The following is a 20,316-nucleotide window of genomic DNA, read 5'->3' as shown; positions in this document are numbered from 1 at the left end:
TCGCTGTTGAAATTTTTGGGACTCGCTACTTATTACAGGTTGAGTAAATAGACTCGGAGGAGTTTGTTGAAGACAGTTTAAACGGCAACCAAACAACACAAATTTTTTTAAACAATGAGAAAAACTAAACCTAAAAAAAGACAGGTTCTCCCTGATCCTGTTTTTGGTGATATAAGGGTGACTAAGTTTGTTAACCACCTTATGTATGACGGCAAGAAAAGTATCTCCTACGATATTTTCTATACCGCCTTGAACACTGTAAAGGCAAAAATGCCCAATGAGGAAAAATCGGCTCTCGAGATTTGGAAAGCCGCACTTGACAATATTACTCCTCAGGTTGAAGTGAAGTCACGCCGTGTGGGCGGTGCTACATTTCAGGTACCTACCGAAATAAGACCCGAAAGAAAAGAATCCGTTTCGATGAAAAACCTCATCTTGTATGCACGCAAGAGAGGTGGAAAGACGATGGCCGACAAGTTGGCCGCCGAGATCGTGGATGCATATAACAGCCAGGGAGGTTCTTATAAAAGGAAAGAGGATATGCACAGAATGGCAGAAGCAAACCGTGCTTTTGCGCACTTTAGATTTTAACATAGAAGGAAGGTAAAAAAGATGGCTAAGGGTTCAAAAGAAGCATTAAAATTCACTCGTAACATCGGTATCATGGCGCATATCGATGCCGGCAAAACCACCACTTCGGAGCGTATCCTGTTTTACACGGGACTCACGCACAAGATTGGAGAGGTACACGACGGCGCGGCGACCATGGACTGGATGGCGCAGGAGCAGGAACGCGGTATTACCATTACCTCTGCTGCCACCACCACGAGCTGGAAATATGATGACAAGACATATAAGATTAATTTGATCGACACCCCGGGACACGTGGATTTTACGGTGGAGGTGGAGCGTTCGCTGCGCGTGCTCGATGGCGCCGTGGCTGCGTTTTGTGCCGTAGGTGGTGTGGAGCCGCAATCGGAGACCGTATGGCGTCAGGCCGACAAGTACAAGGTTCCCCGCATTGGTTATGTAAACAAGATGGACCGTTCGGGTGCAAACTTCTTTGATGTGGTACGTCAGGTAAAGGAGATGCTGGGCGCTACGGCTTGCCCCATCCAGATACCCATTGGTGCCGAAGAAAACTTCAAGGGAGTGGTCGACCTGGTGACGATGAAAGCGCTCTACTGGCACGACGAGACAATGGGGGCCGACTACGACGTGGTGGATATCCCTGCAGACCTGCAGGACGAAGCGGAAGAGTGGCGCGAGAAGATGCTCGAGACTCTTGCCGAATGTGATGACGTATTGATGGAGAAGTTTTTTGATGCTCCCGACACGATCACCGGGGAGGATATCAGAAGAGCGATCAGAAAGGGAACGTTGTCGATGCAGATTAATCCGATGATCTGCGGATCGTCGTTCAAGAATAAAGGGGTGCAGACATTGCTTGATGCCGTGTGTGCTTATCTGCCGAGTCCTTCCGATACGGAAGCGATCTCGGGTACCGACCCTGATAACACGGAGAAGGTGTTGTTGCGCCATCCCGATCCCGATGAACCCATGAGCGCCCTGGCTTTCAAGATTGCCACCGACCCCTATGTGGGACGTTTGTGCTTCTTCCGCGTATACTCGGGCGAGATTGAAGCAGGATCGTATGTATACAATCCGCGTTCGGGAAAGAAGGAACGTATTTCCCGTCTTTTCCAGATGCACTCCAACAAGCAGAACCCGAAGGATTTTATTGGAACGGGCGACATAGGCGCCGGCGTGGGCTTCAAGGATATCCGTACCGGCGACACGCTGTGCGACGAGAACAAACCGATCATCCTGGAGGCCATTGACTTCCCCGATCCGGTGATTGGTATTGCAGTGGAGCCCAAGACCCAGAAGGACCTGGACAAGCTCTCCAACGGACTTGCCAAGCTGGCTGAGGAAGATCCCACATTTACCGTGAAGACGGATGAAGAAACGGGACAGACTGTTATTTCCGGTATGGGTGAACTACACCTGGAGATCATCATCGACCGTTTAAAACGTGAGTTCAAGGTAGAGGCCAACCAGGGACGTCCCCAGGTTTCGTATAAGGAAGCAATCACCAAACCGGTGGAATTGCGAGAGGTATACAAGAAACAATCGGGCGGACGTGGTAAGTTTGCTGACATCATTGTGCGCGTGGAGCCTGCCGATGCGGGTTTTGAAGGCGACTTGCAGTTCGTGGACGAGGTGAAGGGCGGTAACATTCCGAAGGAATTTATCCCTTCCATCCAGAAAGGATTCCAGCGTGCCATGAAGAATGGGGTGCTGGCCGGCTATGCCCTCGACAAGCTGAAGGTGACGGTGATTGACGGTTCTTACCATGCGGTGGACTCCGACCAGTTGTCGTTCGAGATATGTGCCATGCAGGCGTTCAAGAACGCTTCGGAAAAGGCCGGCCCCGTATTGCTGGAGCCGATAATGAAGGTGGAGGTGGTGACACCCGAAGAGAGTATGGGTGATGTGATTTCCGACCTGAACAAACGGCGCGGACAGATTGAAGGAATGGAATCGAACCGTTCCGGTGCCCGTGTGGTGAAAGCCAAGACGCCCCTGGCAGAGATGTTCGGTTATGTGACTTCGTTGCGTACCATTACTTCGGGACGGGCCACGTCGACCATGTCGTTCTCCCATTTTGAAGAGGTGTCTTCTTCCATTGCCAGACAAGTGCTGACGGAGGTGAAAGGCCGTGTAGATTTGATCAAATAAAATAACAATATGAGCCAAAAAATCAGAATCAAACTGAAGTCTTACGATTACAGCCTCGTGGACAAGTCTGCAGAGAAAATCGTGAAAACCGTAAAAGCTACGGGTGCAGTGGTGAGCGGTCCTATTCCGTTGCCCACACACAAGCGCATTTTTACAGTCAACCGTTCGACTTTCGTGAACAAGAAATCGCGCGAACAGTTCGAGCTGGCTTCATTCAAGCGTCTTATCGACATTTACAGTTCCACAGCCAAGACCGTGGATGCACTGATGAAGCTTGAGTTGCCCAGCGGGGTGGAAGTAGAAATTAAAGTGTAATAATTATTTAAACAACAGAGAAATGCCAGGATTATTAGGAAAAAAAATCGGAATGACATCCGTTTTCAGTGCCGAGGGAAAAAACATTCCATGCACTGTTATCGAAGCAGGTCCTTGCGTGGTTACTCAGGTGAAGACTGTCGACAACGACGGTTACGACGCTATTCAGCTCGGGTTTGTTGAAAAGAAAGACAAACATACCCCAAGCCCTGAAAAAGGTCACTTCAAGAAAGCCGGAGTAACACCCAGGAGACACTTGGCCGAGTTCAAAGGATTTGGGAACGGATACAAACCCGGTTCCGAGATCACTGTTGATCTTTTCAACGACACCGTATATGTAGACGTGATCGGCACATCGAAAGGTAAAGGTTTCCAGGGCGTGGTGAAACGCCACGGATTTGGAGGTGTGGGACAATCCACACACGGACAGCACAACAGGTTGCGTGCACCCGGCTCCATTGGTGCGGCTTCGTATCCCGCCAAGGTCTTCAAGGGGACCCGCATGGCCGGTCAGATGGGAAATGAACGGGTAACCGTACAGAGCCTCCAGGTAATTAAAGTGATTCCGGAGCACAATCTCCTTCTGGTGAAGGGTTCGGTGCCGGGAGCAAAAGGTTCAATCGTCATAATTGAGAAATAAAATGGAATTAAACGTTTACAATATCAAAGGAGAGGTAACGGACAAAAAGGTGACACTCGATGATTCCATTTTCGGGATTGAACCTAATGATCACGTTATCTGGCTGGATGTAAAGCAATATCTTGCCAATCAGCGTCAGGGTACGCACAAATCGAAAGAGAGAAGCGAGATTACCGGCAGTACACGCAAGCTGATCCGTCAGAAAGGTGGCGGTGGTGCACGCCGCGGCGACATCAAATCGCCCGTGCTGGTGGGTGGAGGCCGTGTATTTGGTCCCCAGCCAAGAGATTACAGCTTCAAGCTGAACAAGAAAGTAAAAGTACTGGCACGCAAATCGGCACTCTCGCTGAAAGCAAGGGAAAATGCGATCGTTGTGGTGGAGGATTTCGATTTCGACAGCCCGAAAACAAAGCGCATTGTTGAGTTGACAAAAAAACTGCAACTGGCTGATAAAAAGCTACTTTTCATTTTGCCAGGTCAAAATAAAAACGTATATTTGTCGGCCCGGAATTTGGGGAAGGTTAGTGTTGTAACCGCTTCAGACATAAATACATACGGAATCATGAATTGTGGCAGTCTGGTGATCACGGAGTCATCGGTTGCTGTGATTGATAACCTGTTTAAAGCATAAGGAGACAGAAAATGAGTATAATAATAAAACCCATCTTCACCGAAAAGCAAACGGCCCTCACGGACAAGTATGAGAACCGTTATGGTTTCATTGTAAACCCTGCTGCAAACAAGGTTGAGATCAAGAACGCCGTAGAAGCACTCTACAACGTACATGTAGAAAGCGTGAACACGATGCAGTACGATGGCAGGAAGCGTAGCCGTTACACCAAGTCGGGTGTGGTAAATGGCAGTACGTCGGCCTATAAGAAAGCAATTATCACCTTGAAGAAAGGTGAAACCATCGATCTATTCAGCAATATTTAAAAGAAATGGCAATACGTAAATTAAAGCCCACGACACCGGGGCAAAGACACAAGATTATCGGTTCATTTGAAAATATCACTGCAAGTGTACCGGAGAAATCTCTTGTAGTTGGCAAGAGCGCGTCGGGTGGCCGCAACAACCAGGGTAAGATGACCATGGGATATCTGGGAGGCGGACACAAAAGACGGTTCAGGTTGATCGACTTCAAGAGAATGAAAGATGGTATCCCTGCCGTTGTAAAAAGCATAGAATATGACCCCAACCGTTCGGCTCGCATTGCGTTGCTCTACTACGCCGACGGGGAGAAGACCTATATTCTCGCTCCCAACGGCTTACAGGTGGGAACCTCAGTGATGTCGGGGCCTGCTGCAGCCCCTGAAGTTGGCAATGCACTGCCTCTGTCGGCGATTCCTATCGGTACGGTGGTTCACAATATTGAACTTCGTCCCGGACAAGGCGCCAAGATGGCACGTTCTGCCGGAACATTCGCACAGCTGGTATCGCGTGAAGACAACTACGCGATCATCAAGATGCCTTCCGGCGAAGTGCGCAAGATTCTGTCTGCCTGTAAAGCGACCATTGGTAGCGTGGGTAATTCGGATCATGCTCTGGAAAAATCAGGTAAAGCCGGTCGTTCACGTTGGCTCGGACGCCGTCCCCACAACCGCGGGGTTGTTAAAAACCCGGTGGATCACCCCATGGGTGGTGGTGAAGGACGTGCCTCGGGAGGCCATCCGCGTTCACCGAAAGGCTTATATTCAAAGGGCTTGAAGACAAGAGCTCCTAAAAAACATTCTTCGAAATACATCGTAGAGAGAAGAAAAAAGAAGTAATCTGATTAATTAAACATCACTATGAGCAGATCATTAAAAAAGGGCCCCTATATCAATCTGAAACTGGAAAAGAAGGTGACGACCATGAATGATAGCGGCAAGAAGTCCGTGATCAAGACATGGGCACGCGCTTCCATGATATCACCCGATTTTGTGGGACATACCATTGCTGTGCATAATGGGAACAAATTTATTCCCGTGTATATCACAGAGAACATGGTTGGGCATAAACTGGGCGAATTCGCTGTTACCCGCACCTTCCGCGGACATGCCGGCAACAGAAAGAAATAAGATCAGGGCGCTTAACGAATAAAGAAAAAAAGTAAAGACATGAGTGCTAGAAAAAGAATATCAGCCGAACAGAGAAAAGAAAACCGAAAAGAGGTTTCTTTCGCCGTGTTGAAGAATGTTCCCAGCTCACCGCGCAAGATGCGTTATGTTGCCGATATGGTACGGGGTATGGAAGTGTTCAAGGCACTGGGCGTTTTGAAGTTCTCCAACAAAGAGGCGTCGGGCAAGATTGAGAAATTGTTGCTTTCCGCCATTGCCAACTGGGAGCAGAAGAATGAACGTAAAGCCGAAACGGGCGAACTATATATCAAGACGATTTCCGTGGATGAAGGCACTTCGCTGAAGAGGCTCCGTCCTGCCCCGCAGGGCCGCGGATACAGGATACGCAAACGTTCGAATCACGTGACCATTGTGGTAGATACATTGAAAAAAGAAGAACAAGAACAAAACTAAGAAGATGGGACAAAAAGTAAATCCGATAGCAAATCGTTTGGGAATCATCAAGGGATGGGACTCCAACTGGTACGGCGGAAATAATTATGGTGACACCTTGCTCGAAGACAGTAAGATACGTACCTATTTAAATGCCCGTCTGTCAAAAGCAAGTGTATCGCGCATCGTCATTGAGAGGACCCTGAAGCTGGTGACCATCACCATTTGCACCGCCCGCCCCGGCATCATCATTGGTAAAGGGGGCCAGGAGGTGGATAAGCTCAAGGAAGAGCTGATGAAGATCACCGACAAGGATATACAGATCAACATATTCGAGATCAAGAAGCCGGAGCTGGACGCCGTGATTGTAGCCAACAATGTGGCTCGCCAGATTGAAGGGAAGATTGCTTACCGCCGTGCCGTGAAGATGGCCATTGCCGCTACCATGAGAATGGGTGCCGAGGGTATCAAGATTCAGGTGTCGGGAAGGTTGAACGGTGCCGAGATGGCCCGCTCGGAGATGTACAAGGAGGGTAGGACCCCGCTGCATACTTTCCGTGCCGATATAGACTATGCCCATGCAGAGGCGCTGACAAAAGTAGGCCTTATTGGTGTAAAGGTATGGATTTGTCGCGGTGAGATATATGGCAAGAAAGACCTGGCGCCTTCATTCGCCACGTCGAAAGACAATCGTCAGCATAGCGGTGGCGGCAACCGTGGCGGTGCCAACCGTCCCGAAGGCGGACGCGGCGGCAGACGCAACAGAAGAAACAATAAAAACGCTTAATTGAAGAAAATATGTTACAACCAAAGAAAACAAGATTCAGAAGACAGCAGAAAGGGCGCATGAAAGGCAATGCCGGACGTGGCCATGAGCTGGCATTCGGTTCTTTTGGGATCAAATCATTGCAATCTAAGTGGATTACCGGAAGTCAGATTGAAGCTGCCCGTATCGCTGTGACGCGTTACATGCAACGTCAGGGACAGGTTTGGGTACGTATTTTCCCCGATAAGCCTATTACCAAGAAGCCGGCCGAAGTGCGTATGGGTAAGGGAAAAGGTAACCCCGAAGGATTCGTGGCTCCTGTAACCCCCGGAAGAATTATTTTTGAGATAGAAGGTGTATCGTTTGAAGTGGCAAAAGAGGCGCTGCGTCTGGCAGCCCAGAAGTTGCCGGTGACCACCAAGTTTGTGGTCCGGACGGATTATGATTATGAGCAAAAATCGTAAAGAGAGATGAAGAAGCAGGAAGAATTAGCAGAGCTGTCAGACAAGGATCTGAAAGAAAGACTGGATGCCGAGGTGATTGCGTTGACCCAGTTACGGATTAACCACACCATCACTCCGCTCGATAACTCAGGCTCGATAAAGGAGAAGCGTAGAAACATAGCCCGCATTCACACGGAGTTGCGTGCCAGAGAGTTGAAAAAACAACAATAACCAGGAGAATGGAAACGAGAAATTTAAGGAAAGAAAGAATCGGGGTCGTTTTCAGTGACAAGATGGATAAGACCGTCACCGTTGCTGTAAAATGGAAAGAGAAACACCCTATATATGGGAAGTTCGTTAATAAAACGAAGAAATTTCACGCCCATGATGAGCAGAACGACTGTCATATTGGTGACACGGTGCGTATAATGGAAACACGTCCTTTGAGCAAGTCGAAGAGATGGAGAGTGATTGAAGTAATTGAAAGGGCCAAGTAAGATGATACAGCAAGAATCAAGATTAACGGTAACAGACAACAGCGGTGCCAAGGAAGTACTTTGCATCCGTGTTCTGGGCGGCACGGGAAGACGTTACGCTTCTGTAGGAGACATTATCGTGGTCTCCGTAAAGAGTGCCATTCCATCGAGTGATATCAAGAAGGGATCTGTATCAAAGGCAATCATTGTGCGCACGAAGAAAGAGATTCGTAGAGCCGACGGTTCCTACATACGCTTCGACGACAATGCCTGCGTGCTGTTAAACAATGCCGGCGAGTTGAGAGGAAGCCGTATCTTCGGGCCCGTAGCCCGTGAACTGCGTACCACGAACATGAAGATTGTTTCTTTGGCACCGGAAGTATTATAATATTCAACAATCACAGGCTATGACAAAATTACATATAAAGAAAGGTGATACGGTTTACGTAAATTCCGGAGAAGACAAGGGAAAGACGGGCCGCGTGCTGGAGGTTCTTGTGGACAAGAACCGTGCAGTGGTGGAAGGTGTGAACATTGTATCGAAACATACCAAGCCCAACGCCCAGAATCCAAATGGCGGCATTGAGAAGAAAGAGGCCTCCGTGCATCTCTCCAAGCTGAATCCGGTAGATCCGAAGACGGGAAAACCCACCCGCGTTGGCAGAAAGAAAGACAATAAAGGCAAATCAGTGCGTTACGCAAAAAAATCAGGGGAGGTAATTAAATGAGTACTGCAACATACGAAGTAAGTTTAAAGAAAGATTACAAAGAGCGTGTAGTTCCTGCTTTGATGAAGGAATTCAGCTACAAGTCGGTAATGCAGGTGCCCCGTCTGGAGAAGATCGTGATCAACCAGGGTCTCGGTATTGCCGTGGCCGACAAGAAGATCATAGAGACCGCCATAAACGAGTTGACTACCATTACCGGTCAGAAGGCCGTGGCTACCACCTCACGCAAGGATATCTCCAACTTCAAGCTGCGTAAGAAAATGCCGATTGGCGTGCGTGTGACATTGCGCCACGATAAAATGTATGAATTCCTGGAGAGGCTTGTACGCGTGGCGCTGCCCCGTATACGCGACTTCAAGGGTATTGACAGCAAGCTCGACGGCAGGGGGAACTACACACTGGGTATCCAGGAGCAGATTATCTTTCCGGAGATCAACATCGATAATATAAACCGTCTGCTGGGAATGAACATCACCTTCGTGACCACCGCACCCACCGACGAAGAGGGTTACGCGCTCCTGAGAGAGTTCGGACTACCGTTTAAGAAAGATAATTAGTGAGCGATAACCAGAAAAATGATCAAAAAAATATATAGATAATGGCAAAAGAATCAATGAAAGCCCGCGAGGTGAAAAGAGCCAAGATGATTGCCCGTTATGCCGAAAAGAGAGCCAAATTCCTGGCCGAAGGCGATTACGAAGCACTCCAGTCTATTCCCAAGAACGCTTCGCCGGTGCGGCAGCATAATCGTTGCAAACTTACCGGACGCCCCAAGGGATATATGCGCCAGTTTGGCCTCTCCCGTATCCAGTTCCGCGAAATGGCATCGAAAGGGCTGATTCCCGGAGTGAAGAAGGCAAGCTGGTAATAAAGTGATTAGCAGATTAGCAGATTAGCAGATTAGCAGATTAGCAGATTAGCAGATTAGCAGATTAGCAGATTAGCAGATTAGCAGATTAGCAGATTAGCAAATCAGCACATCAATAAATTAATAAATATTGTCCCGGCAGTCGGGATCAATTTAAACAATTATTATATGACAGATCCAATAGCAGATTATTTGACGCGGCTACGGAATGCTATCCAGGCGAAACATCGTGTGGTGGAGATTCCCGCATCGAATTTAAAAAAAGATATCACAAAGATTCTTTTTGAGAAAGGCTACATCCTTAATTATAAGTTTGTAGAAGATGGCCCTCAGGGCACCATCATGATCGCATTGAAGTATGATCCGGTGAACAAGGTGAATGCCATCAAAAAACTGAAACGTGTTTCTACGCCCGGTTTACGTCAGTATGTCGGTCACAAGGAGATGCCGCGCGTACTCAATGGCTTGGGTATTGCCATATTATCTACTTCAAACGGAGTAATGACAGATAAAGAGGCCCGCGAACAAAAAGTGGGTGGTGAAGTATTGTGTTACGTTTATTAATTTGAAGGAGAGATTAATATGTCAAGAATAGGAAAATTACCCATCACCCTGCCCGCAGGCGTAGCCGTGACTGTAGGCGAAGACAATGTGATTACACTGAAAGGGCCCAAGGGTGAACTGCAGCAGCAGGTGAATCCCAATATGAAAGTGAAAGTGGACAATGGTCATCTGATCATTGAACGGCCCGACGATGAAAAGGAAAATCGTGCATTGCACGGCCTTTACCGTTCTTTATTACACAACATGGTTACAGGCGTATCGGAAGGTTTCCGCAAAGAGCTGGAGCTTGTGGGTGTTGGTTACCGTGTGGCCAATAACGGACAGGTGCTGGAGCTCTCGCTTGGTTATACCCACAGCATCTTGTTGGAACTGCCCAAAGAGATCAAGGTGGAGACCAAGATGGAAAGAAACAAGAATCCGCTCATCATGCTTGAGTCGTGTGACAAGCAACTGCTCGGGCAGGTGTGTGCCAAGATTCGTTCGTTCCGTAAGCCGGAGCCTTACAAAGGAAAAGGTATCCGTTTCGTGGGTGAGCAGGTACGCCGCAAATCGGGTAAGACAGCAGGTAAATAATTTACGTAAACTGAAATTGCAATGGTAACAAAGAACGAAAGAAGATTAAAAATAAAAGCCCGTGTACGCGGCAAGATCAGCGGTACCCCCGAGTGTCCGCGTTTGTCAGTATTCAGGAGCAACAAACAGATATATGCACAGGTCATTGACGATCTGAGCGGCAAGACGCTGGCATCGGCATCTTCTTTGAAAATAGAGGAGAAGCTCCCAAAGAAAGAGATCGCTGCCAAGGTGGGCGAACTCGTTGCTCAGAATGCCAAAGAGGCCGGTGTGGAAAGGGTAACCTTCGACCGCAACGGCTACTTGTATCATGGACGTATTAAAGAATTGGCTGATGCCGCCCGCAAAGGTGGACTTAAATTTTAACGATTATGGCAGGAATGAATAATAAGGTAAAAACAACCAACGATATTGAGTTAAAAGACCGTTTAGTGGCTATTAATCGTACCACCAAGGTGACCAAGGGAGGCCGTACCTTCACGTTTGCAGCCATGGTTGTTGTAGGAAACGAGGATGGCATTGTAGGCTGGGGCCTTGGCAAGGCAGGTGAAGTAACCACCGCGATTGCCAAAGGAGTGGAAGCCGCCAAGAAGAATCTGATCAAGGTGCCGGTGTACAAGGGAACAATTCCCCACGAGCAGGTCGCTGCCTTCGGTGGCGCGGAAGTATTTCTGAAGCCTGCTTTTGCCGGTACCGGTGTGAAGGCCGGAGGTGCCATGCGTGCCGTACTGGAGAGTGTAGGTATCACCGACGTGCTTGCCAAGTCGAAGGGTTCATCGAACCCGCACAACCTGGTGAAGGCAACCATTGTCGCACTTACTGAATTGAGAGACCCGCTCACCGTCGCACAGAACAGAGGGGTAAGTATGGAAAAAGTGTTTAACGGATAATAAAGGAGGAACCTGACATGGCTACAATCAAAGTAAAGCAGACAAAAAGCAGAATAGGAGCTCCGAAAGACCAGAAACGGACGTTGGATGCACTGGGACTTACCAAAATGCAACGCGTGATGGAGCACGAAGATACCCCTGCAATCAGGGGACTGATCCGGAAGGTACATCATCTGGTGACGGTAGTAGAGTAATAGATTTATAAACGATAAAAAAATAGAGATATAATGGATTTATCGAAATTACAACCGGCGGAAGGAGCAACCACATCCCGCAAGCGCATTGGCCGCGGAACCGGATCGGGCAAGGGTGGTACTTCTACCAAAGGGCATAAGGGACAAAAATCAAGAGCGGGTTATTCCAAGAAAGTCGGTTTTGAAGGGGGACAGATGCCGTTGCAGCGCCGTGTTCCCAAATTTGGTTTCAAACCACTGACAAGAGTGGAATACAAGGCAATTAATCTGGAAACATTGCAGGAACTGGCCGACGGGCAGAAGCTCACCGCCATTACTCCCGAGGTATTGATGAATGCAGGCCTTATTGCCGGTAAGCACCAGGTGAAAATTCTGGGTAGGGGCACTCTCACGGCCAAGCTGGAGGTGGAAGCACACGCTTTCTCCAAGTCGGCCGAGCAGGCAATCACTGCTGCAGGTGGAACCGTAAAAAAACTCTGACGCAATGGGATTTGTACAAACAATAAAGAATATATGGAAGATTGAGGACCTCCGACAGCGGCTTCTCATCACCATTGGATTTGTTGCCATTTACCGGTTTGGATCGTTCGTGGTATTGCCGGGAATCAATCCGGAACAGCTCGTGGCGCTGCAGTCAAATGCCAGCACCGGCTTGCTGAGCCTGCTCGACATGTTTTCGGGCGGCGCCTTTGCCAACGCATCCATCTTCGCCCTGGGTATCATGCCCTACATTTCTGCCTCCATTGTGATGCAGCTGCTGGGCATTGCCGTACCTGCATTTCAGAAAATGCAGCGTGAGGGCGAAAGCGGACGTACCAAGATTAACCAGTACACCCGTTATCTCACGGTGGGCATTCTGCTGGTGCAGGGGCCTGCTTACCTTTACGGTGCGGTGGGGAGTGCCATTCCCGGTGGTTTCTGGGACTGGGTATTACCATCGACAATCATTCTTGCCGGCGGCAGCATGTTCGTGCTCTGGCTGGGTGAGCGTATTACCGATAAGGGTATAGGAAACGGCATCTCGTTCATCATTCTCATCGGTATCATTGCCCGTCTGCCCCATGCACTGGTGGCTGAATATGACCGGCTGATCGACGCTCCGGGCGGATTGATCCTGCTGTTGCTGGAGTTATTATTCCTGGTTGCCGTCACCGCTGCTGCCATCCTTCTGGTGCAGGGTATCCGCAAGGTGCCGGTGCAGTATGCCAAGCGCATTGTGGGTAATAAGCAATATGGAGGAGTGAGACAATACATTCCGCTGAAGGTAAATGCCGCCAATGTGATGCCGATCATCTTCGCACAGGCGATCATGTTCATCCCGCTTACCCTTGCGCGGTTTTCTGCCGGCGAGGGAGGTGGTTTCTGGACATCGCTGATGGATTTTACCAGCTTCTGGTATAACTTCCTCTTTGCCACGCTGATTATCGCTTTCACCTACTTCTATACTGCCATCACGGTAAACCCCGTGCAGATGGCGGAAGACCTGAAGCGTAACAACGGATTTATTCCGGGTGTGAAGCCGGGAAAGAAAACGGCCGAGTATATAGACACCATCATGTCGCGTATTACCCTGCCCGGTTCGGTGTTCCTGGCTATTGTGGCCATCCTGCCCGCGTTCGCGGGACTGATGGGAATAAACTCCCAGTTTGCCCAGTTCTTTGGCGGTACATCGCTGCTAATTCTCGTGGGTGTGGTACTCGATACCCTGCAACAGATTGAAAGTCACCTGCTGATGAGACATTACGACGGATTCCTGAAGTCGGGTGCCAAAATCAAGGGCAGGACAGGTTCAATTGCTGCATATTAATTGGGGAAAATGTGATGGATAGCAAGATGATCATACTGAAAACCGACGAAGAGATCGAGTTTATGCGGGAAGCAAACCGGCTGGTGGGGATGACTCTCGGAGAGTTGTCGCATCACATCAGGCCCGGTGTGACCACGCTGCAGCTCGATAAGATAGCCGAGGAGTTTATCAGGGATCATGGTGCGATCCCCACCTTTTTAGGATATGGCGGTTTTCCCAATTCCATATGCACCTCCGTCAATGAAAATGTGGTACATGGCCTGCCCAACAACAAACCCCTGCTTGAGGGAGATGTGATTTCGGTGGATTGCGGTACCCGGTTGCGGGGTTTTTGTGGTGACTCGGCCTACACCTTTTGTGTGGGTGAGGTGGACGAAAAGGTGAAAGAACTGCTTCGTGTGACCAAGGAGTCGCTGTACAAAGGAATTGAACAGGCTCAGGCCGACAAACGGATCGGAGATATCGGTTCTACCATTCAAACCTACTGTGAACAGAAGGGCTTTTCGGTTGTTCGTGAACTGGTAGGACATGGTATTGGCAGGCAAATGCATGAAGCACCCGAGGTGCCCAATTACGGACGCCGAGGCACCGGCCCGCTCATCAGGAACGGGATGTGCATTGCCATTGAGCCGATGATCAACATGGGAGGCAAGAAAGTGGTGTTTGAAAACGACGGCTGGACGGTACGTACAAAAGACCGTAAGCCATCTGCCCACTTTGAACACACTATCGCCATCCGTAACGGAAAAGCCGATATATTGTCAACATTTGAGTTTATTCAGGAGACAAACTAAAAGAAGCATTGATTGAATGGCTAAGCAAGCAGCAATAGAACAGGACGGAACCATCATTGAAGCATTGTCGAACGCGATGTTCCGTGTCGAACTGGAAAACGGACACGAAATAACTGCCCATATCTCGGGAAAGATGCGTATGCATTATATCCGCATTCTTCCGGGTGACAGGGTAAGGGTGGAAATGTCGCCGTACGATCTTTCGAAAGGAAGGATTTCGTTCAGGTATAAATAGAGCGATCCGCTGTCAGCCGTCAGCATTCAGCTTTGAAAATAAATGGTTGAACCATTTGAGGAAACAGCTGAACGCTGACCGTTATAAAAATTAAAACGAACAAAAAACAAATCATATGAAACGAGCATGTAAACCGTTACACACAAGAATATGATTATTTGCGAGTTCCATACACCAACAAGAAAAAAATAAAACAATCGTATGAAAGTAAGAGCATCACTCAAGAAACGTACGGCCGACTGCAAGATTGTAAGGAGAAAGGGTCGTTTGTATATCATCAACAAGAAGAATCCCAAATTCAAACAACGTCAGGGATAATTTGTATCATTGTAATCAAATAATTATAAGACATATATGGCTATAAGAATTGTGGGTGTCGACCTGCCGCAAAATAAAAGAGGCGAAATTGCCCTGACCTATATTTATGGCATCGGACGCAGTGCAGCGAACACCATTTTAGCAAAAGCAGAAGTTGATAAGGACATCAAAGTGAAGGACTGGACCGACGATCAGGCAGCCCGCATTCGTGAGATCATTGGCAGCGAGTTCAAAGTGGAAGGTGATCTGCGTTCAGAGGTTCAGTTGAACATTAAGCGGTTGATGGATATCGGTTGTTACCGTGGCATCCGTCACCGTATCGGGTTACCGGTGCGCGGACAGAGCACAAAGAATAATGCCCGTACACGTAAGGGTAGAAAGAAAACCGTTGCTAACAAGAAAAAAGCTACTAAATAACAGAAGGTAACATGGCAAAAAGAACAGTTGCAGCAAAAAAGAGAAATGTAAAGGTAAGCGCCGCAGGCCAGGCTCACATCTCGTCGTCGTTCAACAACATCATTGTTTCGTTGACCAATGAAAATGGGGAAGTGATCAGTTGGTCTTCAGCCGGTAAGATGGGTTTCAGAAGCTCCAAGAAGAATACACCCTATGCTGCCCAGATGGTAGCGCAGGATTGTGCAAAAACAGCCTATGATTTAGGGTTACGCAAGGTGAAAGCTTATGTGAAAGGGCCGGGCAACGGACGTGAGTCGGCTATCAGGACCATTCATGGTGCAGGAATTGAAGTAACCGAAATCGTGGACGTGACACCATTGCCACACAACGGATGCCGTCCTCCGAAACAGAGAAAAGTTTAATTAATTATTTAAGTTTCATTTATCTTGAAACTTGAGCTGTGATTGATTACAACACAACTTCTCTGTAATCGCGGCTGCACAGTTTAGGCTTCAGTAAAGTTTAATTGTAAAGATGGCAAGATATATTGGTCCAAAATCAAAAATCGCCCGCAAATTTGGCGAACCCATTTTCGGTCCCGATAAGGTTCTCACCAAGAAGAACTATCCCCCGGGACAACACGGTAACTCCCGCAGACGCAAAACGTCGGAGTACGGCATACAGTTGCGTGAGAAACAACGTGCCAAATATACGTATGGCGTACTTGAAAAACAGTTCCGTCTGACGTTCAACAGAGCTGCCAGCAGCCGCGGTATTACCGGTGAGGTACTGCTTCAACTGCTCGAGTCGCGTCTCGATAACATCGTATTCCGCCTGGGTATTGCTCCCACGAGGGCGGCTGCACGCCAGCTGGTTACACACCGCCATATCGTGGTGAACGGCCAGGTGCTGAACATCCCCTCCTATACTGTGAAAGCAGGTGACGTGGTGGGCGTAAGAGAAAAATCAAAATCGATGGAGGTTGTTGTAAACGCCCTTGCAGGTTTCAATCACAGCAAATATCCCTGGCTGGAGTGGGATAAAGGTACTTTGAGCGGTAAAATGCTTCACGTGCCCGAAAGAGCAGATATCCCCGAAAGCATCAAAGAACAACTCATCGTAGAATTATATTCTAAACAATAATTTCATGGCAATATTAGCATTCCAAAAACCCGATAAGGTAATCATGTTACAGGAGAACGTCTTCTCCGGTAAATTCGAATTCCGCCCGTTGGAGCCCGGATACGGTATTACTATAGGCAATGCCTTGCGACGTATCCTGCTTTCCTCTCTGGAAGGATTCGCTATTACATCGGTTAAGATAGATGGGGTGGAGCATGAATTTGCAACCATTCCCGGTGTAATTGAAGATGTAACAGGTATTATTCTGAATCTGAAGAAAGTAAGATTTAAAAGGATAGTAGAAGAGTTTGAAACAGAAAAAGTGATCATCGCTATTTCGGGAACGGAAGTGTTTAAAGCCGGAGATATTGGTAAATTACTGACCGGTTTCGAAGTGCTGAATCCCGAGCTGGAGATATGCCGCATGAACAAGAAGGCCGATCTGCGTTTGGAGCTGACCATCAACAAGGGAAGAGGTTACGTGTCTGCCGATGAGAATCGGGAGATGCTGGCTACCGACGATGTACAGACCATTGCCATAGACTCGATTTTCACACCGATCCGCAACGTAAAATACGAAATAGAAGATTACCGTATTGAACAGAAAACGGACTACGAAAAACTAATTATTGAGATTTCCACCGATGGATCCATTCATCCCAAAGAGGCGCTGAAGGAAGCATCCAAGATACTGATTCAGCACTTTGTGTTGTTTTCTGACGACAACAAAATCATGCTGGAAACCTCCGATGCGGAAAACATTGAGGAGTTCGATGAAGAGGTATTGCATATGCGTCAGCTGCTCAAGCGCAAATTGTCTGATCTCAACCTCTCCGTAAGGGCACTCAACTGTTTGAAGGCTGCCGACGTGGAGACACTGGGACAATTGGTATCGCACAACAAGAACGATTTGCTCAAGTTCCGCAACTTCGGAAAAAAATCGCTGACCGAGCTGGAAGAACTGCTCGACGGCCTGAAGCTGCAATTTGGCATGGATATATCGAAATACAAATTAGATAAAGACTAAGGACTACAATGAGACATAATAAGAAATTCAATCATTTAGGGCGCAAAGCGGCGCATCGGGGGGCGATGTTATCCAATATGGCTACTTCGCTTATCATGCACAAGCGCATCTTTACCACGGTTCCCAAAGCCAGGGAATTGAGAAAATTCGTGGAACCCATCATTACCAGAAGCAAGGAGGACAGCACCAACTCGAGAAGAGAGGTGTTCAGCCAGTTGCAGAGTAAGGAGGCTGTGACCGAGCTGTTTCAGACAGTTTCGCAGAAGGTGGGTGACCGCCCCGGAGGGTATACCCGCATCATAAAAACAGGATTCCGACTGGGTGACAATGCAGCCATGTGCTTCATAGAACTGGTAGACTTCAACGAGAATATGTTGACCGACGGTGGCGCCAAGAAAGCCAAAACACGCCGTTCGCGCAGAAAATCGACCAGTGATGCTGCCAGCGAAACCGCTACGGCCGCTGCTCCCAAGGCAAAGAAAGAGCCTAAGGAAACAAAAGAGCCGAAGGCAGCAAAAGCCAAGGCAGTAAAGGAGCCTGAAACGGTGGAAGACGTACAGACTACCGAAGAGGTGAAGACCGAAGTGGAAAATGTACAGTCGACCGGGGATGTGCAACCCGAAACAGTAGAAAATAAAGAAGAAAGTGCCGCTCCGGAGGCCGATGCTGCTCCGGAAGAAAAGGCTTGATCTTCTTTGCGATAAACACTGTGGGTGCATTGTCATTACGACGGAGACCTAACACCTCAGTCGATGATGTATCTGCAGTGAAGCTGTGATTTTTAAAATGTTAAACATTAAGAAAGCGCCGCGAGTGATTCGTAGCGCTTTTTTTCGTCTTTTTTTCAACTTTTCACTTCCCGCATTGTTTAATCTATTCCATAAAGCTGAAGGTTATGAAAAAAAAGATTGTGGTTATTGGTTGTGGGTTTGGGGGCCTGCAACTGGTGAATCATTTGAAAAAGGGGCAGTTCGACATCATGGTGATCGACAAGATCAATCACCATCAGTTTCCTCCGTTGTTTTATCAGGTGGCGGCATCCCAGATTGAGCCGGCCACCATCTCGTTTCCAATACGTAAGATATTTCAAAACAGAAGGGATGTGCGTATCCGGCTGGCACACGTGCTATCGGTGAACAGTATGGAAAAAGTGGTGGAAACCAGTATTGGCCCCTTTGCATACGACTACCTCGTGATTGCCACCGGCACACGGACAAACTTCTACGGCAACAAGGAAATCGAAGAGAGAGCCATGGGGCTGAAATCGACCTACCAGGCGATGAATGTGCGAAATTCCACCCTGATGAACTTTGAGAAGATACTCTATACGGAAGATAAGGGTGCATTGAATAACATTGTGATTGTGGGTGGCGGTGCCACCGGCGTGGAGCTGGCGGGGGCCTTCGCCGAGATGAAGCAGGAGGTGTTGCCCAAAGATTATCCCAACATCGACTATTCTAAGGTAAATGTTTACCTGCTGGAGGGTGGACCGCATACGCTGGCGTCTATGAGTCCCTTCGCTCAAAAATATTCAGAGGCATATCTTCGTTCCATGGATGTGATCGTGAAGACCAACACGCTGGTACAACATTACGACGGGGAGGTACTTACCCTGAATAACGGAGAAACCATCCGCAGCAAGAGCGTGATCTGGTCGGCCGGCGTGCAGGGTAATGCCATTGGCGGCCTTCCCGAGGCATCGCTCCTGCGGAATGGGCGGATCAGGGTGGATCGTTACAACCGGGTGGAGGGTCTTGCCGGTGTGTTTGCCATTGGCGATGTGGCCTACATGGAGACCGGAAAATATCCCAAGGGGCATCCCCAGCTGGCTAATGTGGCCATCGGGCAGGGGAAGAACCTGGCACGCAACCTGCATCGGATTGAAGCCGGCCGCAGTGATCTGAAAGAGTATGAGTACCACAATCTGGGTACCATGGCTACTGTGGGGCGCAACAAGGCGGTAGTGGACCTGCCGTTTGTGAAATTCAAGGGCCGTTTTGCCTGGTTTGTATGGATGTTCCTCCACCTGATGCTTATCCTGAGTGTGCGCAACAAGCTGGTGATCTTTATCAACTGGGCCTGGAACTACTTTACCAAAAACAACTCGCTGCGGCTTATATTGAAAGATACGGACTGAAGTTGTACCTGGAAATTCGTTTTGTTTTTATTGTAACGCAGGTTACTAAAAAAGGGAGGTCGTAACAAACCTCCCTGAAATAAATTCAAGAAATTTTTTTAGAAGAAGATAGAAAACCCGATGGCCCCGCCGAATGTGTTATTCACTATGCCATCATAATCCCCTCTAAGGTACTGTAGCCCAAGGTTTAATCCGATGTTTTGATTGATGAGATACATGATTCCCGTTCCTGCCCCGAGAGCTAAACCGCCTGCGGATTCTCCATCGTTACTAATCCCGCCATATCCGACGCCAATCTCTACAAAGGGTTTTATATTACCCTGGGTTTGAAAATAGTAGGAAGCCGATGGCATAATAGCGTATACCGTGGAACCTTCAGAGTTTAATACACTTCCAGATATTCCTACAGACAATCCATCTGCTACAAAATATCCAATAGAAGGGCTGAAGACAACTGTTGTAGACGATGAATTTGCACCTTCAATTTTTGATGAAGAAACTTGAAGTGTTGAATTCCCCGAAACAATCCAATTGCCTTTATAAATCTGCCCAAATGATAAAGAGGAAAAGGAAATTACTGCTGCCAATAAAATAATCTTTGACTTCATGACTTGTTAAATTTATTGTTTTACACTGTGAACTATTGTTCGTATCCTTCGTACTGTGGACTCGTATTAAAAAAACAAAAATAATTTTAAATTCGATGGCAGCAAAATGATTTAATGTTTTTTAGTTTTTATCGCCTATTCTCTAAACCGTTATGGTCACTTGAAAAATTGAATTAAGAAA

Annotated in this window: 33 protein-coding genes and 1 pseudogene; 33 read left to right on the top strand and 1 reads right to left on the bottom strand. The window is 48.0% G+C overall.

Translation table 11 applies throughout. The annotated features are described in order from the left end of the window. Positions 1–114: 114 nt before the first annotated feature. From rpsG to AC1HCU_RS08010, 33 genes and pseudogenes are all read left to right on the top strand, one after another. Positions 115–591, top strand: a complete 477-nt coding sequence (gene rpsG, locus AC1HCU_RS08170; protein ID WP_480365067.1) for a 30S ribosomal protein S7 — start codon at positions 115–117, stop codon at positions 589–591. Between the two features lie 21 nt (positions 592–612). After that, positions 613–2,742 (top strand): elongation factor G, encoded by a 2,130-nt coding sequence (gene fusA, locus AC1HCU_RS08165; protein ID WP_480365065.1) that lies wholly within the window; start codon positions 613–615, stop codon positions 2,740–2,742. Between the two features lie 9 nt (positions 2,743–2,751). Further along, complete coding sequence (gene rpsJ / locus AC1HCU_RS08160; protein ID WP_019541341.1) at positions 2,752–3,057, top strand: 30S ribosomal protein S10; 306 nt, start codon at positions 2,752–2,754, stop codon at positions 3,055–3,057. Positions 3,058–3,079: 22 nt separating this feature from the next. Then, positions 3,080–3,697, top strand: coding sequence for a 50S ribosomal protein L3 (gene rplC, locus AC1HCU_RS08155; RefSeq protein WP_480365063.1), 618 nt, complete (start codon positions 3,080–3,082; stop codon positions 3,695–3,697). A 1-nt stretch (position 3,698) separates the two neighbouring features. After that, on the top strand, positions 3,699–4,328 hold the full coding sequence (gene rplD / locus AC1HCU_RS08150) for a 50S ribosomal protein L4 (RefSeq protein WP_480365061.1): 630 nt from the start codon (positions 3,699–3,701) through the stop codon (positions 4,326–4,328). 11 nt (positions 4,329–4,339) lie between these two features. Beyond that, positions 4,340–4,633, top strand: coding sequence for a 50S ribosomal protein L23 (rplW, locus tag AC1HCU_RS08145; protein WP_480365059.1), 294 nt, complete (start codon positions 4,340–4,342; stop codon positions 4,631–4,633). 5 nt (positions 4,634–4,638) lie between these two features. After that, positions 4,639–5,466 (top strand): 50S ribosomal protein L2, encoded by an 828-nt coding sequence (gene rplB, locus AC1HCU_RS08140; RefSeq protein WP_480365057.1) that lies wholly within the window; start codon positions 4,639–4,641, stop codon positions 5,464–5,466. Between the two features lie 21 nt (positions 5,467–5,487). Then, the gene (gene rpsS, locus AC1HCU_RS08135) at positions 5,488–5,757 is read left to right on the top strand and encodes a 30S ribosomal protein S19 (RefSeq protein ID WP_480365055.1); all 270 of its coding nucleotides are present in this window, start codon (positions 5,488–5,490) and stop codon (positions 5,755–5,757) included. A gap of 39 nt (positions 5,758–5,796) precedes the next feature. Then, positions 5,797–6,210 carry a 50S ribosomal protein L22 gene (rplV, locus tag AC1HCU_RS08130; RefSeq protein WP_480365053.1) on the top strand — a complete coding sequence of 138 codons (414 nt, stop codon included), beginning with the start codon at positions 5,797–5,799 and terminating at the stop codon, positions 6,208–6,210. A 4-nt stretch (positions 6,211–6,214) separates the two neighbouring features. After that, positions 6,215–6,976, top strand: a complete 762-nt coding sequence (gene rpsC, locus AC1HCU_RS08125) for a 30S ribosomal protein S3 (RefSeq protein ID WP_480365051.1) — start codon at positions 6,215–6,217, stop codon at positions 6,974–6,976. An 11-nt stretch (positions 6,977–6,987) separates the two neighbouring features. Continuing rightward, a complete protein-coding gene (rplP, locus tag AC1HCU_RS08120; RefSeq protein ID WP_480365049.1) occupies positions 6,988–7,419 on the top strand; it encodes a 50S ribosomal protein L16 in 432 nt (143 codons plus the stop codon). Positions 7,420–7,425: 6 nt separating this feature from the next. Then, positions 7,426–7,629 (top strand): 50S ribosomal protein L29, encoded by a 204-nt coding sequence (rpmC, locus tag AC1HCU_RS08115; protein WP_480365047.1) that lies wholly within the window; start codon positions 7,426–7,428, stop codon positions 7,627–7,629. An 8-nt stretch (positions 7,630–7,637) separates the two neighbouring features. Continuing rightward, complete coding sequence (rpsQ, locus tag AC1HCU_RS08110; RefSeq protein ID WP_480365044.1) at positions 7,638–7,895, top strand: 30S ribosomal protein S17; 258 nt, start codon at positions 7,638–7,640, stop codon at positions 7,893–7,895. Position 7,896: 1 nt separating this feature from the next. After that, the gene (rplN, locus tag AC1HCU_RS08105; RefSeq protein ID WP_480365042.1) at positions 7,897–8,262 is read left to right on the top strand and encodes a 50S ribosomal protein L14; all 366 of its coding nucleotides are present in this window, start codon (positions 7,897–7,899) and stop codon (positions 8,260–8,262) included. A 19-nt stretch (positions 8,263–8,281) separates the two neighbouring features. After that, a complete protein-coding gene (gene rplX, locus AC1HCU_RS08100; RefSeq protein ID WP_480365040.1) occupies positions 8,282–8,602 on the top strand; it encodes a 50S ribosomal protein L24 in 321 nt (106 codons plus the stop codon). After that, positions 8,599–9,159 (top strand): 50S ribosomal protein L5, encoded by a 561-nt coding sequence (gene rplE / locus AC1HCU_RS08095; protein WP_480365038.1) that lies wholly within the window; start codon positions 8,599–8,601, stop codon positions 9,157–9,159. The genes rplX and rplE overlap by 4 nt, the downstream gene beginning before the upstream one ends. Positions 9,160–9,200: 41 nt before the next feature. Further along, positions 9,201–9,470, top strand: a complete 270-nt coding sequence (gene rpsN / locus AC1HCU_RS08090) for a 30S ribosomal protein S14 (protein WP_480365036.1) — start codon at positions 9,201–9,203, stop codon at positions 9,468–9,470. Positions 9,471–9,638: 168 nt separating this feature from the next. Further along, the gene (gene rpsH / locus AC1HCU_RS08085; RefSeq protein ID WP_480365034.1) at positions 9,639–10,034 is read left to right on the top strand and encodes a 30S ribosomal protein S8; all 396 of its coding nucleotides are present in this window, start codon (positions 9,639–9,641) and stop codon (positions 10,032–10,034) included. An 18-nt stretch (positions 10,035–10,052) separates the two neighbouring features. Then, positions 10,053–10,607: a 50S ribosomal protein L6 gene (gene rplF / locus AC1HCU_RS08080; protein WP_480365032.1), complete on the top strand. Its 555-nt coding sequence runs from the start codon at positions 10,053–10,055 to the stop codon at positions 10,605–10,607. A 21-nt stretch (positions 10,608–10,628) separates the two neighbouring features. Beyond that, complete coding sequence (gene rplR / locus AC1HCU_RS08075; RefSeq protein WP_480365030.1) at positions 10,629–10,973, top strand: 50S ribosomal protein L18; 345 nt, start codon at positions 10,629–10,631, stop codon at positions 10,971–10,973. Between the two features lie 5 nt (positions 10,974–10,978). Next, positions 10,979–11,497: a 30S ribosomal protein S5 gene (rpsE, locus tag AC1HCU_RS08070; protein WP_480365027.1), complete on the top strand. Its 519-nt coding sequence runs from the start codon at positions 10,979–10,981 to the stop codon at positions 11,495–11,497. Positions 11,498–11,514: 17 nt separating this feature from the next. Continuing rightward, positions 11,515–11,691: a 50S ribosomal protein L30 gene (rpmD, locus tag AC1HCU_RS08065; protein ID WP_480365024.1), complete on the top strand. Its 177-nt coding sequence runs from the start codon at positions 11,515–11,517 to the stop codon at positions 11,689–11,691. Positions 11,692–11,724: 33 nt separating this feature from the next. Beyond that, positions 11,725–12,171 carry a 50S ribosomal protein L15 gene (gene rplO, locus AC1HCU_RS08060; RefSeq protein ID WP_480365022.1) on the top strand — a complete coding sequence of 149 codons (447 nt, stop codon included), beginning with the start codon at positions 11,725–11,727 and terminating at the stop codon, positions 12,169–12,171. 4 nt (positions 12,172–12,175) lie between these two features. Continuing rightward, positions 12,176–13,498: a preprotein translocase subunit SecY gene (secY, locus tag AC1HCU_RS08055; protein WP_480365020.1), complete on the top strand. Its 1,323-nt coding sequence runs from the start codon at positions 12,176–12,178 to the stop codon at positions 13,496–13,498. A 26-nt stretch (positions 13,499–13,524) separates the two neighbouring features. Further along, complete coding sequence (gene map, locus AC1HCU_RS08050; RefSeq protein WP_480365018.1) at positions 13,525–14,292, top strand: type I methionyl aminopeptidase; 768 nt, start codon at positions 13,525–13,527, stop codon at positions 14,290–14,292. A gap of 16 nt (positions 14,293–14,308) precedes the next feature. Further along, on the top strand, positions 14,309–14,527 hold the full coding sequence (infA, locus tag AC1HCU_RS08045; protein ID WP_019541318.1) for a translation initiation factor IF-1: 219 nt from the start codon (positions 14,309–14,311) through the stop codon (positions 14,525–14,527). Positions 14,528–14,728: 201 nt separating this feature from the next. Then, a complete protein-coding gene (gene ykgO / locus AC1HCU_RS08040) occupies positions 14,729–14,845 on the top strand; it encodes a type B 50S ribosomal protein L36 (protein ID WP_076929107.1) in 117 nt (38 codons plus the stop codon). A 36-nt stretch (positions 14,846–14,881) separates the two neighbouring features. After that, on the top strand, positions 14,882–15,262 hold the full coding sequence (rpsM, locus tag AC1HCU_RS08035; protein WP_480365015.1) for a 30S ribosomal protein S13: 381 nt from the start codon (positions 14,882–14,884) through the stop codon (positions 15,260–15,262). A gap of 11 nt (positions 15,263–15,273) precedes the next feature. Next, a complete protein-coding gene (gene rpsK, locus AC1HCU_RS08030) occupies positions 15,274–15,663 on the top strand; it encodes a 30S ribosomal protein S11 (RefSeq protein WP_480365013.1) in 390 nt (129 codons plus the stop codon). Positions 15,664–15,775: 112 nt separating this feature from the next. After that, on the top strand, positions 15,776–16,384 hold the full coding sequence (rpsD, locus tag AC1HCU_RS08025) for a 30S ribosomal protein S4 (RefSeq protein ID WP_480365011.1): 609 nt from the start codon (positions 15,776–15,778) through the stop codon (positions 16,382–16,384). Positions 16,385–16,388: 4 nt separating this feature from the next. Then, positions 16,389–17,390 carry a DNA-directed RNA polymerase subunit alpha gene (locus tag AC1HCU_RS08020; RefSeq protein WP_480365009.1) on the top strand — a complete coding sequence of 334 codons (1,002 nt, stop codon included), beginning with the start codon at positions 16,389–16,391 and terminating at the stop codon, positions 17,388–17,390. A gap of 8 nt (positions 17,391–17,398) precedes the next feature. Next, a pseudogene (gene rplQ, locus AC1HCU_RS08015) lies at positions 17,399–17,875 on the top strand (50S ribosomal protein L17); the annotation flags it as partial. A gap of 410 nt (positions 17,876–18,285) precedes the next feature. After that, on the top strand, positions 18,286–19,527 hold the full coding sequence (locus AC1HCU_RS08010) for an NAD(P)/FAD-dependent oxidoreductase (protein WP_480365006.1): 1,242 nt from the start codon (positions 18,286–18,288) through the stop codon (positions 19,525–19,527). Between the two features lie 98 nt (positions 19,528–19,625). On the opposite strand, the gene AC1HCU_RS08005 is transcribed toward AC1HCU_RS08010, so the two are convergent. After that, complete coding sequence (locus AC1HCU_RS08005; protein ID WP_480365004.1) at positions 19,626–20,135, bottom strand: hypothetical protein; 510 nt, start codon at positions 20,133–20,135, stop codon at positions 19,626–19,628. Between the last annotated feature and the right edge of the window lie 181 nt (positions 20,136–20,316).

The sequence above is a fragment of the Proteiniphilum sp. LBM24028 genome (assembly GCF_056629195.1).
The sequence above is the reverse complement of the archived record's forward strand: the minus strand, read 5'-3'. Positions and strand labels throughout refer to the sequence as shown.

Bases quoted from the DNA above. Each gene is read 5' to 3' on its own strand.
- rpsG (WP_480365067.1), top strand. From the start codon at position 115: ATGAGAAAAACTAAACCTAAAAAAAGACAGGTTCTCCCTGATCCTGTT.
- fusA (WP_480365065.1), top strand. From the start codon at position 613: ATGGCTAAGGGTTCAAAAGAAGCATTAAAATTCACTCGTAACATCGGT.
- rpsJ (WP_019541341.1), top strand. From the start codon at position 2,752: ATGAGCCAAAAAATCAGAATCAAACTGAAGTCTTACGATTACAGCCTC.
- rplC (WP_480365063.1), top strand. From the start codon at position 3,080: ATGCCAGGATTATTAGGAAAAAAAATCGGAATGACATCCGTTTTCAGT.
- rplD (WP_480365061.1), top strand. From the start codon at position 3,699: ATGGAATTAAACGTTTACAATATCAAAGGAGAGGTAACGGACAAAAAG.
- rplW (WP_480365059.1), top strand. From the start codon at position 4,340: ATGAGTATAATAATAAAACCCATCTTCACCGAAAAGCAAACGGCCCTC.
- rplB (WP_480365057.1), top strand. From the start codon at position 4,639: ATGGCAATACGTAAATTAAAGCCCACGACACCGGGGCAAAGACACAAG.
- rpsS (WP_480365055.1), top strand. From the start codon at position 5,488: ATGAGCAGATCATTAAAAAAGGGCCCCTATATCAATCTGAAACTGGAA.
- rplV (WP_480365053.1), top strand. From the start codon at position 5,797: ATGAGTGCTAGAAAAAGAATATCAGCCGAACAGAGAAAAGAAAACCGA.
- rpsC (WP_480365051.1), top strand. From the start codon at position 6,215: ATGGGACAAAAAGTAAATCCGATAGCAAATCGTTTGGGAATCATCAAG.
- rplP (WP_480365049.1), top strand. From the start codon at position 6,988: ATGTTACAACCAAAGAAAACAAGATTCAGAAGACAGCAGAAAGGGCGC.
- rpmC (WP_480365047.1), top strand. From the start codon at position 7,426: ATGAAGAAGCAGGAAGAATTAGCAGAGCTGTCAGACAAGGATCTGAAA.
- rpsQ (WP_480365044.1), top strand. From the start codon at position 7,638: ATGGAAACGAGAAATTTAAGGAAAGAAAGAATCGGGGTCGTTTTCAGT.
- rplN (WP_480365042.1), top strand. From the start codon at position 7,897: ATGATACAGCAAGAATCAAGATTAACGGTAACAGACAACAGCGGTGCC.
- rplX (WP_480365040.1), top strand. From the start codon at position 8,282: ATGACAAAATTACATATAAAGAAAGGTGATACGGTTTACGTAAATTCC.
- rplE (WP_480365038.1), top strand. From the start codon at position 8,599: ATGAGTACTGCAACATACGAAGTAAGTTTAAAGAAAGATTACAAAGAG.
- rpsN (WP_480365036.1), top strand. From the start codon at position 9,201: ATGGCAAAAGAATCAATGAAAGCCCGCGAGGTGAAAAGAGCCAAGATG.
- rpsH (WP_480365034.1), top strand. From the start codon at position 9,639: ATGACAGATCCAATAGCAGATTATTTGACGCGGCTACGGAATGCTATC.
- rplF (WP_480365032.1), top strand. From the start codon at position 10,053: ATGTCAAGAATAGGAAAATTACCCATCACCCTGCCCGCAGGCGTAGCC.
- rplR (WP_480365030.1), top strand. From the start codon at position 10,629: ATGGTAACAAAGAACGAAAGAAGATTAAAAATAAAAGCCCGTGTACGC.
- rpsE (WP_480365027.1), top strand. From the start codon at position 10,979: ATGGCAGGAATGAATAATAAGGTAAAAACAACCAACGATATTGAGTTA.
- rpmD (WP_480365024.1), top strand. From the start codon at position 11,515: ATGGCTACAATCAAAGTAAAGCAGACAAAAAGCAGAATAGGAGCTCCG.
- rplO (WP_480365022.1), top strand. From the start codon at position 11,725: ATGGATTTATCGAAATTACAACCGGCGGAAGGAGCAACCACATCCCGC.
- secY (WP_480365020.1), top strand. From the start codon at position 12,176: ATGGGATTTGTACAAACAATAAAGAATATATGGAAGATTGAGGACCTC.
- map (WP_480365018.1), top strand. From the start codon at position 13,525: ATGATCATACTGAAAACCGACGAAGAGATCGAGTTTATGCGGGAAGCA.
- infA (WP_019541318.1), top strand. From the start codon at position 14,309: ATGGCTAAGCAAGCAGCAATAGAACAGGACGGAACCATCATTGAAGCA.
- ykgO (WP_076929107.1), top strand. From the start codon at position 14,729: ATGAAAGTAAGAGCATCACTCAAGAAACGTACGGCCGACTGCAAGATT.
- rpsM (WP_480365015.1), top strand. From the start codon at position 14,882: ATGGCTATAAGAATTGTGGGTGTCGACCTGCCGCAAAATAAAAGAGGC.
- rpsK (WP_480365013.1), top strand. From the start codon at position 15,274: ATGGCAAAAAGAACAGTTGCAGCAAAAAAGAGAAATGTAAAGGTAAGC.
- rpsD (WP_480365011.1), top strand. From the start codon at position 15,776: ATGGCAAGATATATTGGTCCAAAATCAAAAATCGCCCGCAAATTTGGC.
- AC1HCU_RS08020 (WP_480365009.1), top strand. From the start codon at position 16,389: ATGGCAATATTAGCATTCCAAAAACCCGATAAGGTAATCATGTTACAG.
- AC1HCU_RS08010 (WP_480365006.1), top strand. From the start codon at position 18,286: ATGAAAAAAAAGATTGTGGTTATTGGTTGTGGGTTTGGGGGCCTGCAA.
- AC1HCU_RS08005 (WP_480365004.1), bottom strand. From the start codon at position 20,135: ATGAAGTCAAAGATTATTTTATTGGCAGCAGTAATTTCCTTTTCCTCT.